Annotated in this window: 14 protein-coding genes; 2 read left to right on the top strand and 12 right to left on the bottom strand. The window is 60.5% G+C overall.

Features of this window, described 5'->3' with window-relative positions:
* The 12 genes from ACYVDE_RS05675 to ACYVDE_RS05620 all read right to left on the bottom strand — a co-directional run.
* A partial coding sequence (locus ACYVDE_RS05675; RefSeq protein WP_460500505.1) for a hypothetical protein occupies positions 1–964 on the bottom strand: 964 nt, incomplete at its 3' end.
* A gap of 42 nt (positions 965–1,006) precedes the next feature.
* Complete coding sequence (locus tag ACYVDE_RS05670) at positions 1,007–1,393, bottom strand: hypothetical protein (protein ID WP_460500504.1); 387 nt, start codon at positions 1,391–1,393, stop codon at positions 1,007–1,009.
* 36 nt (positions 1,394–1,429) lie between these two features.
* Positions 1,430–2,077, bottom strand: a complete 648-nt coding sequence (locus ACYVDE_RS05665) for a hypothetical protein (RefSeq protein WP_460500502.1) — start codon at positions 2,075–2,077, stop codon at positions 1,430–1,432.
* A gap of 31 nt (positions 2,078–2,108) precedes the next feature.
* Positions 2,109–2,756, bottom strand: a complete 648-nt coding sequence (locus ACYVDE_RS05660) for a hypothetical protein (RefSeq protein WP_460500500.1) — start codon at positions 2,754–2,756, stop codon at positions 2,109–2,111.
* Positions 2,757–2,785: 29 nt separating this feature from the next.
* A complete protein-coding gene (locus ACYVDE_RS05655; RefSeq protein WP_460500499.1) occupies positions 2,786–5,272 on the bottom strand; it encodes a TraG family conjugative transposon ATPase in 2,487 nt (828 codons plus the stop codon).
* 28 nt (positions 5,273–5,300) lie between these two features.
* Positions 5,301–5,633 (bottom strand): DUF4133 domain-containing protein, encoded by a 333-nt coding sequence (locus ACYVDE_RS05650; RefSeq protein WP_460500497.1) that lies wholly within the window; start codon positions 5,631–5,633, stop codon positions 5,301–5,303.
* 10 nt (positions 5,634–5,643) lie between these two features.
* Positions 5,644–5,961 (bottom strand): DUF4134 domain-containing protein, encoded by a 318-nt coding sequence (locus ACYVDE_RS05645; protein WP_305013227.1) that lies wholly within the window; start codon positions 5,959–5,961, stop codon positions 5,644–5,646.
* Between the two features lie 47 nt (positions 5,962–6,008).
* Entirely contained in the window at positions 6,009–6,833 is an 825-nt protein-coding gene (locus ACYVDE_RS05640) for a hypothetical protein (protein WP_460500496.1), read from the bottom strand.
* 222 nt (positions 6,834–7,055) lie between these two features.
* Complete coding sequence (locus ACYVDE_RS05635) at positions 7,056–7,820, bottom strand: LytTR family transcriptional regulator DNA-binding domain-containing protein (RefSeq protein ID WP_460500495.1); 765 nt, start codon at positions 7,818–7,820, stop codon at positions 7,056–7,058.
* A gap of 32 nt (positions 7,821–7,852) precedes the next feature.
* Entirely contained in the window at positions 7,853–9,682 is a 1,830-nt protein-coding gene (locus ACYVDE_RS05630) for a sensor histidine kinase (RefSeq protein ID WP_460500506.1), read from the bottom strand.
* A 209-nt stretch (positions 9,683–9,891) separates the two neighbouring features.
* The gene (locus ACYVDE_RS05625) at positions 9,892–10,593 is read right to left on the bottom strand and encodes a hypothetical protein (RefSeq protein ID WP_460500494.1); all 702 of its coding nucleotides are present in this window, start codon (positions 10,591–10,593) and stop codon (positions 9,892–9,894) included.
* Between the two features lie 60 nt (positions 10,594–10,653).
* Complete coding sequence (locus tag ACYVDE_RS05620) at positions 10,654–11,439, bottom strand: ParA family protein (RefSeq protein ID WP_460500493.1); 786 nt, start codon at positions 11,437–11,439, stop codon at positions 10,654–10,656.
* A gap of 692 nt (positions 11,440–12,131) precedes the next feature.
* Between ACYVDE_RS05620 and ACYVDE_RS05615 the strand changes: the two genes are divergently transcribed.
* Both ACYVDE_RS05615 and ACYVDE_RS05610 read left to right on the top strand, forming a co-directional pair.
* Positions 12,132–12,458 carry a plasmid mobilization protein gene (locus tag ACYVDE_RS05615; RefSeq protein WP_460500492.1) on the top strand — a complete coding sequence of 109 codons (327 nt, stop codon included), beginning with the start codon at positions 12,132–12,134 and terminating at the stop codon, positions 12,456–12,458.
* On the top strand, positions 12,455–13,249 hold a 795-nt coding region (locus tag ACYVDE_RS05610), incomplete at its 3' end, for a relaxase/mobilization nuclease domain-containing protein (RefSeq protein WP_460500491.1). The genes ACYVDE_RS05615 and ACYVDE_RS05610, both read left to right, overlap by 4 nt.

Below are 13,249 nucleotides of genomic sequence, written 5' to 3'. Positions count from 1 at the left end.
GCAGGCCCGCGCCGCCCGTGGCCCCGGCGATGCCGGCCGCTCCCACCGTGGTAGTGGTGATAAAGGAGGTGGCGGCGCGTCCCACGCCCGAACCGTCGATGAGCATATCAGCTGCCTTGGGCACCATCAGGTAGCCCACGATGGCCAGCACCAGCAGGCACAGGTAGCCGATGTCGGCCGACTCGACGCTGCCGCCGGCCTGCAGCTGCTGGATGTTGCTGTTGAGCATCGTGACCTGCACGTGGGCCAGCACCGCGGCGTAGATGTTGGCCACCGGCACCCAGAGCGAAATCGTGATGAAATAGCCAAACCACTTCATCAGCCCGCCGCCAAAACCGGGGATGATGGCAATGCCGAAAGCCAGCGGCCCGGCCACGCTAAGCAGCACGAGCAGGAAAGTAGATATGAGGCTTATGGCCAGCTTGGCCGCCAATGCCCCCAGTTCCAGGATGGATTTAGTCCATTCCCGGAAATTCTGGCCGACCGAATATTGCACCTGGTTCATGGCCAGCGTGGCCTTGCGGCCGATGTCCAGCGCGCCGAGCTTGCCTAGGTCCTCCTCATACTTTTCATTTATCTGCATGTCCGATTTGGCCTTGGCGTCGGCGGCCAGCCGGTCCCGCTCACCCGTCAGCCGGTTCACCTCTCCCAGTTGCCCGAGACGGATGGCATCGGTGCCGTGGGCCACGGCCATGGTGATGCCGCGCAGGCCCGAGCACAGCGGCACAAACAGCAGAATGGCCAGCCCGATGGCGAACGGCCGCAGCAACGGAAAGAAGTCAATGGGCTCGGCCCGGGCAATATGGCCCCACACCCGGCTGCTGATGAATAGCAGTGCCCCCACCCCACCAATGGCGCGGCCCAGGTTGATGAACTGCGCGGTGAACGTCAGCATCTCGGTGTAAATCCCTTCGAGCTTTTGCTCATACAGGGCCATGTTGAGGTCGATGGAAGTTGGGTCCATAAGGCAGTCGGGAGTGAAAGAATGGGAATGGGGAAAGGCCGCCTAGGGCAGGTAGTGCTCGTCGTGCACGTTGGCCAGCCGCCGGGTGCCCCGCGCCAGAATGCCGGCTTCTTTCGCGGCTAATTCTCCCACCAGCGCGGTTTGCGCCGGGTCCTGGGCCTTGGCCGGGTCGAGTTGGTCCAGGGCAGTCAGGTTGTCTTGGCTCTGCTGCACCATATCGGCGAAGCGTTGCTCCGAATCCTTGATATGGGCCGGACTAAGCTTTTCGGGGCCAGTGAGCGTGGGAAGCAGCGCGACGTACTGCTTTTGCTGCGTCAGCAGCTGCTCGTGCTGCTGGTGAATGGTGGCCACCCGAGGGTCTGGCTTGGCCAACTCGGAACGGCAGCTGGCAGCCAGCAGCGCCAAGGGTAGGAAAAGGAAAGTTTTCATAAGTCAGAAGTAGGAATTGGGAAGGACGCTGCTGCGCTAGCGCGCCGTCATAAAAGCGCGCATGGATTCGCGGTCTTGCGCCTGCTGGGCCTGCTGCTGCGCGATGGCCCGGCACTTGCTGCTGAAGTAGTTCATCAGGTTGTGCTGCTCGCTGATGCGGTCGGCGATATTGTCGATGAACTCGATGCGCTCCGGGTCGGTCATCTTGGCCTTGCTGGCGCTAAGCACCCCGGCCAGCTCACCCATCAGGGCAATGTTTTCCGTGAGAATACCTTGGTATACCGTCGAGGCCTCGCTGAGCTGGGCAGGCGACAACTGCTTGGTGCGCAGCTCCGGAATGATGGCCGAAAACTGACTAATCATCTCGCCTTGGTGGGTGTAGATTTCCCGCACCCGGCGGTAGTTGCGCACCCCGGTGCTGATTTGCAGCAGGCTGCTATACCATTGGTCGTGCAGCGCCTGCGTCTTGTCAATAACGCCCTTAATCTGGCCGCTGACCTTGGTCATATCACTGGCCAGCACCTTGCCTTGCCCGAGCAGGGTAGTGGAAATGCCCTGGTGCACGACCTGCTTGCGGGACTGGTCTTCGGCAATTGGGGCCGAGATGACGGCCGGCATTTGCGCGTAAGCCGGACCGGCCAACAAGGCCAGGCCCAACATGAGAAGTTGAGTGCTTGATTTCATAGTAGATAGCTTGGGGAAGTGGAAGTAGCCCTTAGCGGGCACCCATCAGCGCATTGAGGGCCTGCGCGTCCTGCGCTTTCTGCTCGGCCAGGTGCATCTGCACGAGGTTGCGCTGGGTGAAGTAGTTGATGAGGCCCAGCTGGTCGGTGATTTTCGCGTCGAGCTTGTCGATGAAGCGCATCCGGTCGGCGTCCGTCATTTTGAGCATGGCCGGACTCACAATGGTCTGCAAATCCGAGAGCGTGTTGGCGCTTTCGGTCAGCATCTTGGTGTAAATCGTCGTCATGGCCGAAAGCTGTTCCGGGGCCACGTAGGGCGACTGACGCAGCGTTTCGATGGCCGTCGAGTAGTTCTGAATGATGCGGCTCTGCTTCTCAAACACCGACTGCACGCGCCGGTAGCCGCGTACCGCCGCGCTGACTTGCAGCAGGCCGTCGTACCAGGTTTTGGCCAGCTGCAGGTTCTTTTCCGAGAATACCTTGGTCAGTTCCTGCTCCTTCACGCCGGCTTTCACCAGCACGTTGGCCGCCGAGGAAAGCCCCTTCATAGTATTCTGCAGGCCGGTTTGTACGCCCGATTGCACTTCGAGCACCGGAGCGGTTACCACGAGCTGCGCAGAAGCCTTGGTGATGCTAAGACCCAGCATAGCCAGGCCCAGGAGCGTGATTCTCGTTTTCATGTTCTTCCCTTTGGTTGAAATCAGATGCCCTACCCTTCGCGCAGCTCGTTGGCGAAAAGCTTGATGGCCGTGGGCATGTCGCCAGTCTGCTTGAACTTCTCGAACAGCCGCACTTTTTCGGTTTCCTCGGTGGTGTAGGTCACGTATTCTTCCTTCGACACCTCGATGGCGTACACCTTCGACACGACCCCACCCAGGCTGATAAACACCTCGGTGTAGCGGCCCCGCGTGGCCTTGTTGTCGCGGTTGATGCTCAGCACCAGGTCCTTTTCCTTGGGCGTGAGCGAGAGTAGGGCCTGAATCTCCTCGAAGCGGTTGATGAACTTGCGCTGGTCGAGCAGAATCTTGCAGTCCGAGTTGTTGATGATGGCATCCTTGACAATCTCGTTGCCGATAATGTCGTCGATTTCCTGCGTGACGACGATGGCCTCCCCGAAGAACTTGCGCACCGTCTTGAAGAGATACTTGATATAGGCGGCCATGCCGGGCGTGGTCAACGCCTTCCAGGCCTCTTCAATCAGAATCATCTTCCGCACCCCTTTCAGCTTGCGCATCTTGGAGATGAAGGTTTCCATGATGATGAGCGTGACCACCGGAAACAGGATGGGGTGGTCCTTGATGTTGTCGAGCTCGAACACGATGAAGGGGGCCTGCACCAGGTCCAGCTCTTTCTCCGAGTTCAGTAGGTAGTCGTACTCTCCGCCCCGGTAGTAGGGCTTGAGCACGTAGATGAAATTGTCGATGTCGAAATCCTTCTCCCGGACCTTCTCTTCCTCCAGAATCTTCCGATAAGGCCCTTTAACAAACTCGTAGAACGTATTGAAGCTCGGCTTGATAAGCGCGTTAGCTTCCAGCATCACGTAATACAGACTCACGGCCGTGGAGAGCGACACGTACTCCGACTGGCTCACGCTTTCGTCGTCCTTTTTCCAGAGCGCCTGCAGCAGCGTTTTAATGGATTCCTTCTTTTCCACGTCCAGCTTGCCCGAAATCAGGAAGGGGTTGAAGGCAATCGGGTCGTCTTCCTCGTAGGTGAAATACACTCCGCCCACCAGCTCACACAGTCCCTTGTAGGAGTTGCCGGTGTCCACCAGCAGCACATGGGCGCCCTGCTCGTAGTACTGGCGCACCATGTGGTTGGTGAAAAACGACTTGCCCGAGCCCGAGGGGCCGAGCACGAACTTGTTGCGGTTGAAGATGATTTGCTTCTTCATCGGCTCATCCGAGATGTCGACCAGCACTGGCTTGCCCGTGAGGCGGTCGGAGAGCTTGATGCCCTTGGTGGCCCCGGTGCTGCGGTAGTTGGTTTCGGAGGCCCAGAAGCACACCGCCTGCTCGATGAAGGTGTAGAAGGTTTCCTCCGAGGGGAAGTCGCCGGCGTTGCCCGGGATGCCGCCCCAGTAGAGCGCGGCGATGTCTACCGTGTTCTGCCGCGGCTTGCAGTTCATGGCGTTGAAAGCCGCATTGACCAGCTTGCGCACTTCGGTCAGCTCCTCCTCATGCCGGCCCCAGGTCAGCACGTTGCAGTGTACCCGCACCGGCCGGCGCTTGTGGGCAATCAACTCGTTGAGAAAGGCGTTATAGTACTCTACGTTGATGGCGTTCTGCCGCGAGTAGAGCGAGAGCGAGTTGAGCCGGTCCTTCTTCTGCTCGAAGGTTTTCACCGTTTTCTGGGTGTTATCCAGAAACACGTACTGGTTCAGGATGTGATTGGTCCCCAGCAGCAGCCCCAGCGGGGCGGCAAACGAGATGGGGAAGTCCGAGTACTCGGTGCTGTATTGCTCGTAGCGAATGTCGGTTTCCACCGAGGTGGGCAAGTCATCGAGGTTGGCCACCGAGAACATCTGGCAGAACTCCGCCCCCACTTTCAGGCCTTCGGTCAAATCCAGGTCCACCTGCAGAGACTGGTCGGAGAGGTCCAGCGCCAGATACTTTTCCAGCAGGCCCGCCTTTTCGGCGGTGCCGGCCAACTCATCCGACGTCAGTCGGTGCGAGCGGATGTAGGGTGCGTTGGTTGGCCCCACCCCTTCCAGCGTGCGCACAAATTGGCCCACGTTGTCGAAAAAGCTCTCCAGTACCTTGGTGTCGAGCATGTCCTTGGGCACGATGTTGCGCCGGGCGAGCAGCCCCGAGGTGCTGCCCCAGTTGGGCCGCTCCGACGAGGTTTTGGTGATGTAGAGGTAGCAGAAGTGGTTCAGAAACGGCCGCTCGTTGAAGTGACGCTCATAGGCCGAGGAAAGCAGCGTGCGCTCGGCCTCGAAGCCGGGTGCGTAGGTATCCTCCACGTACCAGTCCTGCTTGTGCACCACGCAGTGGTCGGGCAGCAGGCGCACGGCCTTCACGAAGGCGGCCTGCAGCTGGGCGTAGTCTTCCCGCGAGAGGGTGAAGATTTCGGGCAAATCCAGCCGAAATGCCACCGTCACGTCCGCATTCTTTGAAATGAGACAATCCTTCTCCACCTTGTAGATGGGCTGCTTGGATTCGAGGGAAACGGAGGGCAGAACCTTATTGCTCATAAGCGGAAGAGTGCACCCAAATCAGCGGCTAAGCGCGGCCGGCCGGGTCCTCGTTGAGGCGTTGGAAAAGGCGGCTATGCCGGTTAGTGATGTAGCGGGGCGACGAGCGGCGGGCGGCGGCCTTCCTCAGCCCGTGCTCGCCAAAGCGGCGGTTCAGGGCGAACACCCCGGCCCACATGCCGCCCCCGGCCAGAAAGGTCACCAGCACCGTGAGCACCAGCGGCACGCCCAGCAGGTAGCAGGTCACGAACAGGGCAAACACCAGCCCGATGCCGGCGGCTAGGAAGTAGATGTTGCTGCCCACCAAGCCCTTGAATTCGACGGGCTTGTTGATGCCGCGATTGAGGTCGTAGATGGGCATGGGCGACGGCTTAGAGGAAGAACGAGCGTACCACCGTGGCCACGATAACCAGGAAAATCATCGAGCCGAACCACGAGACGGCCGTTTTCTGGGTGTCCTGGTCGCCGGCGTTCCACTTGCCGTAGACCTTGATGGCCCCCACCAGGCCCAGCACCGCGCCAATGGCGTACATGAGCTTGGTCAGCGGGTCGAAGTAGCTGGTAACCTGGGTGGTGGCGTCCTGAATGCCGGCCGTGCCGTTGCCGCCTCCGGTCTGAGCGTAAAGGAGTTGTGAGCTGAATAGCAGGACCACGAGGGCCAGCGAGGTAACGAAAGGTTTCTTAGTCATGGCAAGGGAAAAGGAATCGGGAATCAATGATTAGGAAGAAGGCCGCGCTACTCCTCGTCGGGGCCGAAGAGGTCATCCAGCTCGGCGTGGTTGAGGGCCATCTGTTGGGCCATTTGCTCGGCCAAGGTGGTGCCGGCCAGCTCGACCGGCGGCGCGGGCTGCTGGCCGGCTTGCAGCAGGGTCAGGTATTCGGCGACCGAAGCGGCGGATACTAGCTTGGGTAGGCCCACCGGGGCAATGTCCAGCCACGAGGCTACCGGCTCCTCGAAGCTGGCCAGCGGCTCGTAGCCATTCGCCACCAGGGGCAGCTGCACGGTTTCAGGCTCCAGCACCCCGCCAGCTGCTGTATCCGCAGCCACAGGCTCCGTGGGCAGGTTATGGGCCTCGCGCCGGACCAGCGCAGCCAGGTGCTCATCGGCCTGGTCAGCCTCTTCAGTGCGGTTTTCATCCTGCGCCTGCGCCTCGTCGCCCGCGGCGGTCGTGGCTTCCATTGGGGCCGTATCGCTGGTGCTTTCGTCGTGGCCAGTGGCCGTGCCGGTCGAATCGGGCAGTGCTCCGCTGACCAGCGGCTCGGCTGCGGCCGGCAGGTTTTGGTCCGCGCCGGCTTCGGGACGTTCCGCGTTATCGGCTTCTTCCCGGGCTTCCGTGGCCGCTGTCGTGGCTTTAACAAAGGCTGAGGTGGGACGCACCAGCGAGGGAGGCGCCGCTACACCGCCCGCGCCGGCGAGCCGGGCACCGGCCATCTTTTTGCCCGGGGTCAGAAGGGCTGTGAGCTCTACCCGGTAGTAGAGCAGGCCCACCACTAGGTAGTAGATAAGAACCACAACCAGGACGAAAAGGCCAAACTGGCCCCAGGAATAGGCGCTGAGCATCGCGGGGAAATAGCGTGGCACCCCAGGCCGACCGGCCCGGACGTGAACTTGCCAAACCGTGATTTGACGCTACAAACCTATCCGGGCTATAAACCGCTTGGGTAGAAAGTTGACGAATGGTTAGAATTCGATGGTGAGGTGCAGCCCCGACACACGAACGGCACGCAGCTCCGGGGGCAAAACCGGGCTGCGTGCCGTTGCAATGGCTATTGGGGCGGGAGGCTACCCTACCAGGTGAATGCGGTTTTTCAGCTCGTCCTTGCACGAGCGGCTCACCGGCACGTACTCTTTGCCCAGCAGCACGCTGCTTTCCTCGTAAGCCTGCACATGGTCCAGGTTCACGATGTGGGAGCGATGGGTTTTAAAAAACTGGTCGGGCAGCTTTTGCTCCAGCTCCTTCATCGTAGAGTCGAACACGAAGCTTTCCCGCACGGTGTGCATGCGTACGTAGTTCTGCAGGGCCTCGAAGTAGAGAATGTCGGCCAGCAACACCTTGACGTGGCCGGAGCCCTTGCGCACGAACAGGTAGTCCTTGAACTTGGGGCAGCGCTCGGCCGGTCCCAGCACCTCCGTGCCGGCAGCATTGGCGGTATCGAAAACGGGACCGGTCGGGCCGGCCTGATAGGCGTTGTAGAGCGCCAGTTCGACCTGCACCCGCAGCGAATCATCCGTGAAGGGTTTGACCAGGTAGCCGTAGGGCTGGGCCAGCTTAGCGCGGTTCAGGGTGTCGGCGTCGGAGCGAGCGGTGAGAAATACCACGGGGAGGCCGAACTGCCGGCGAATGAGCAGGGCCGCCGCGATGCCGTCGCAGTCGCCGGCAATGTTGATGTCCATCAGCACCAGTTCCACGGGCTGGGTGGCCAGCACTCGCAGGGCCTCATCGCTGTTGTCGACGGGTTCGAGCGGGGTGTGCCCCAGCCGCACCAGCGTGCGTTCTATCTCGGCGGCAATAAGCAATTCATCTTCAACTATGAGAATGGTAGACATAGGGTGGGATAAGGGGCACGCCGCACGGCTCGTCATTCACGAGTAACCTCCATGCGTGTGCCCGTGGGAAAGGAACGGGTCACCGACAGCTTCGCTTTCAGCTGTTTGGTGAGCGTGCGGGCCAGCTGCATGCCCAGGGAGTGGGCCTTCGCCGGCGCGTCCTGGGCCGGCATTCCGGCCCCGTCATCGGCGATGGTGAGCTGAAAGCCGGTGGGGCGGCTGGCGAAGGAAACGTGCAGGTGGCCCTGGGCAAGGCCCTGAAAAGCGTGCTTGTACGCATTGGTCACCATTTCGTTGACCACCAGTCCCACCGTGCTGGCCTCTTTGGGGCTCATAATTACCGGGGCAAGGTTCATGCTCAACTCGATGTTTTGCTCGGACGTGGCGAGGGCGATTTTCAGAGAGTCAAGCAGTTCGCGCAGGTACTGGTCCATGCGCACTTCGGCCAGATTGTCGGCTTGATATAAGAATTCATGTACCATGGCCATGCTCTGAATTCTGTCACGGCTGGCGGTTAGCGCGGCCACCAGGGCGGGCTCGGGCAGGGTGCTGGCCTGCCAGCCCAGCAGGCCGCTCACCAGCTGCAGGTTGTTTTTGACGCGGTGGTGAATTTCCTGCAGCAGCACCTCCTTTTCGGCCACGGCCCGGCAGTTGGCCTGGTTGGCCACGGCCAGCAGCGCTTTTTGCCGCCGCAGCCGCCAGTACAGCCAGCTGCCCACCCCGATGGTCGTGGTCAGCCCGCCCAGCAGCAGCCACAGCGAGTGCAACTGCGCCCGCTGGCTGCGCTGCTCAAATTCGGCGGCCCGCTTCTGCTCGGTCAGCAGCTTCACGTCGTAGCGCACCTGCAGCTGGGCCAGGGCCTGCGCCTTGTCGCCGTTGAACAGGGAATCGCGCAGGTCCTGCGCCCGGTTGTCAAGGTCGAAGGAGCGGCGCATCCGGCCCTGGTCGGCGTGCGCCCAGGCGAGGCTAGCCAGCGCGTCGGCCTCGTAGTCGGGCATCTTCAGCTCGCGGGCCAGGGTGAGGGCCAGTTCCGCCATGCGCTGCGAGACGGCCGGCTGCCCCTTCAACCGGTATACGCGTGCCAGCGCCAGCGCCGAGCTGGCTATCTGTGGCCGAAACCCGTGGCGCTGCATGATGCGCAGCGCCCGGTTCATGTTCGTGGCCGCCGAATCCAGCGTAGCCGGGGTCTGGGGCTTAATCATGGCGTACACCTCGCCCCGGAACTGGTACACGTAGCCCAGGCCCCGGGCATCTTTGGCGCGCTGCATATAGGGCAGGGCCCGGGTCGCATAGTGCAGCACCGAGTCGTAGCGCTGCATCACCAGAAAGGTGTTGGCCAGGTTGAGCAGCAGCCCGCCCCGCTCGCGGGGTTGCACGTTGCCCACGGCTCCTTGCTGCTGGTAGGCCTGCCGCATGTACTTCAGGCCCCCGGTCACATCTTTGGTATCAACCGCTACCAGCCCCATGCACTGTGTGAAGCGCCATTCGTCGGGTAGCCGGTGCACCCTGGCCACGCCGGCACCTTCCTGGCTGTACTGCATGGCCGCCACGTAGTCGGCGGCCCGCTCACAGTTCACCACCAGCTGGTACAAGCCATCGGCCACACCCGACCAGTCCCGCCGGTGACGGGCCAACTGCACAGCCTGCTCCCCTACCCGGCGGGCCTCCGGCTCATCCTGGGCAAACAGGGCGTCGCTCAAGGCGCGCAGCGTCTGGAACCGGACCGAGTCCGGCAGCTGTAGCCGCCGGGCCACCTCCCGCAGCGAGTCAACTGTGGCATTGTCCCCGGGCGAGGCCAGGCTGTTTTCGGCCGGCAAGCAGGTTGCGCGGGCTACCGTACCGGCCCACAGCAGGGCCAGCACAGTCAAACGCTTACCGCCCGCCACGTCGCTTCGACGCTCCTTGGGGGCTGGGAATGGAAGAGCTGCTGTGCATTGCTGGTAGAGAATAGGGCCCCTCCCCTACCCTGCCCAGATGGGCCGGCAGCGGAGGGATAGTTTGAAATAGGGATGGAAGAACCGCCCGGCTTCCAATCGAGCCGGGCCGGCGAAATAGCCCCTAACGAATACGTTTACTTTTTGGGCGACATCATCTGGCGCAGCTGCCGCTGAAACGCTTTCTGAATCTGGGCCTCATTCGCTGCCTTGAACTGGGCGAGGATGTTGTGAATCACATCAGTCGAGGAAGCTCCCCCGCCCAGCAGCAGGCCCATCTGCTGGAAAAACTGCTGGTGGCTGGCCGTGATGCGAATCTGAAAAGTCTTCTTCTCCGCCGAATCTGCAAAGAGGGAAGTTAGGTCCAGCTTGTCCTTGCCGTCCCCCGTGGCCGCTGTTATCGGCGCAGCTTCGACTTCTACCTCTTCTTCCTCTAGGTCATCTGCAACGGGCAACTTGGCAGCCGGAGCGGCCGGTGGTGCCGGTGCTACCACGGGCGATGGTTTTTCTCCCTTTGGTTCCAGCGCAGCTGAACTGGCGGCTGGCGCGGGAACAGCAGCCGACAGCGGCGCAGGCTCCGTGGCAGTAACGGGTGCGACCGGCACTGATGGTTCCGGCTTTGCTGCTGGTACCGGGGGCGCGGCTTCGACGGGCGCCGCGGCCGGCTCTGGGGCCGAAGCCGCCGGCGTGGGCGTCGTCTCCGGGGCCGGGGTGGGCAGTACAAAGGGCTGGCTGGTCCCCATGTGGCTGATGGCCGCGACGGAGCCCGTCAGGCGGGCCAGCTCAGCCATTTGTTCTTCCGGGGTGAGTTTGGGTTTCTTAGTGGAGGCTTTGGCCATGACGAAGGGGATGCAAGCTTGAAATTTTAAAGGAAAAGCAGCGGCGGATGAGCTGTAGGGCTACGCGCCGGGGGCTGACTCGACGGCCGGGGCCGTAAACGCAATGGTTTTACCCGAGGGCGTGACCGCCCCCTCCCCTACCACGAGGGTCAGGATTTCCAGGATGAGCTGACCCAGGCCGAGGCGGTTGAGGTCACGCTCCGGCAGCGGAAACATCGTGGAGCGGTTTTCCTTGTAGGTCATCAGCAGCTCCACCCGGCTCTTGAGCAAGGGCAGGCCCTTCTCCTGAAACAGCTCCTCCGTCTTGTCATAAATCCCCTTCTTCTCGGACTTTACAAACTTGTTCCAGAAGGCGTAGAAGCCCAGCAGGTTGGAGTCTTCGTCGCGGTCCTGCACAAACTGGCCCAGGATGCCCATGTAGGACATAGTAGAGGCGATTGAGCCCTTGTCCGGCTCAATTGGCAGGAAGATGTAGTCCACCAGCCGAAGCAGCTCCGGGAGCCCCACTACGTTCACCGTACCGGGCGTATCCACCAAAATGAAATCGTAGTCCTGCTCAAACAACCCTTCGATGGAGCTCACGGCCTTCTCCACGCTGGAAATGATGACCGGGTACGGCGGAATGCCCTGCTTCAGCAGGCGGGCCTGAAACGGCGCTTCTGATTGCAGCCGGTTCTGCTCTTCGAGGCGATAGGCGTGCAGGGAGTTCTGCGGGTAGTCGCAGTCCACCATGGCCACCTTGTAGCCATAGTAGTAACACAGCGCCGAGGCCATGTGCGTGCCGATGGTCGACTTACCAGCGCCCCCCTTCTGGGTGGCGAATGCGAGTACGTGGGGTTGATTCATGCGAAGGGCCAGAAGGTTTGAAGACGTTGGATTGTTAGTTGCAAAGTGGCATTGTTGTAAAGTCACTTAGGTGCAATAGTGCAACACACTAAAGTTGCTTTGTTGCAAAAGGTAAAAGTTGTTTAGTTGCAAAGTGGCAAGACAACAAAGTTTATCTGTTGCAGTGTTGTTTAGTTGTAGTGTGGCGAAGGTAATAAGTTGTATTGTTGCAAAGCAACTTTATGGCAAATTTTGTGAATCCGCTCTGTGGTAAAGTTGCAAAGTTGTTTCGGTGCATTGGTGCAAATAATCAAATGCCCGGACGCGCTAAATCCAATCCTCACTAAAGTTGTATAGTGGCAAAGGTGCAATGGTGTAATGGGGCAGCAAAGCTCCATTGCTGATGCGAATTGCTCCAGACAAAATTGGTGAATTTATCGGGTGTAAAGTTGCAAAGTGTTAAAGTTGCATTGTGGCAAAATACACTAATCATAACCTTAGTCCTAGCCCCGTGCAACGCCCCCGTTCCACTAGCTCGTTCATCGACCAGCAAGCCATGTCATTGTCCGGACAAACGAAGTTTGTCCGGACAATGACATGGCCAAGTTCGCAGGCTCACATGGCTTGGCTTGCTAGTTTAGCGTATAGCATTTGTAGCCTATAAATCTTAAATTAGTTTTAGCCACCTTACGTATATTAAAGCCCCCAGCATCATGATTGAACCGGAGAAACAAGCTGAAAATCCCGCCGACGCCGCCCGCACTTTGCGTATCGACGTGCGGGTGAGTCCCGATGAAAAAAAAGACTTGCAGGCAAAAGCTACTGCCGCTGGCTATAAAAAAGTGTCGGCCTATTTGCGCGATGTAGGCCGGGGTGTTGAGATTAAGGAAAGCATCCCGCCGGAGTTGCGCCGGCAGCTAGTGGGGATTGGGACCAACCTGAATCAGATTGCCCGTCTGGCCCAGTCGGGTAAATCTTTTAGTGGTCACGAGGCTCAGCTAGTGCAGGCATTGGCCATCATTAGAGGGTATTTGGTATGATTGCAAAAACCACCACGGGTAATGATTTCGAGGGGGCGCTAACCTATGGTGCGGGTCAGCGGCAGGGTAGGGGAAAAGAGCCGGGCGAGGCCCCGGTGCTGGTAGTGGCTAACGTTATTCCGGGCAGCCCGAAAGAGATGGCGCAGGATATGCAGGCAGTGGCCGCGCAGAGCAGAAGGATTCAGAAGCCGGTGTGGCATACGGTGCTTTCCTGGAAGGCGGGGGAGGTAGTAAGTCAGGCGCAAAAGGTTGCCGCTGCCAGGCGCTACTGCGAGTTGATTGGGGCACCTATTGACCGGCACCAAGTGGTGGTGTATGAGCACCGCGACAAGAAGCACGCCCACGTGCACATCTATCTGAACCGGGTGCCGATTGATGGAGGACCGGCGCTGCGGACGGATAACAACTTCTACCGCCAGCCAGCTATCACCCGGCAGATAAGTCAGGAGCTAGGCATGGAGCCCATCCCCGAGCGGCGGCGCAGCCTGCGGGCGCTGGACCCCACGAAGGAGGAGGCGCGGGAGCAGGTGAGCCGGGCATTGCAGCTGATACTCGCGCAGGCCGAAAGGGGAGGGGAAGAGTGGCTCGCTTTGCAATTGCAAAAAGAGCTGATTGCAGTTCGCTACACCCACGACAAGGGCGGCGTTCTGCGGGGCGTGAGCTTTGAACTGAACGGCGTGGCCGTCCGGGGGCAGGAAGTGGGCTACAAAGGGGCGCAACTGCGCGAAGCCCTGAACGCGCCCGGGCTGCAGGCGGCATTAGGGCCGGAAGTTGCGCGGACGGCGGGCGCG

The organism is Hymenobacter agri (assembly GCF_054778495.1).
Note: the sequence above shows the minus strand (reverse complement) of the source record. Positions and strands in the feature narration are given on the sequence as shown.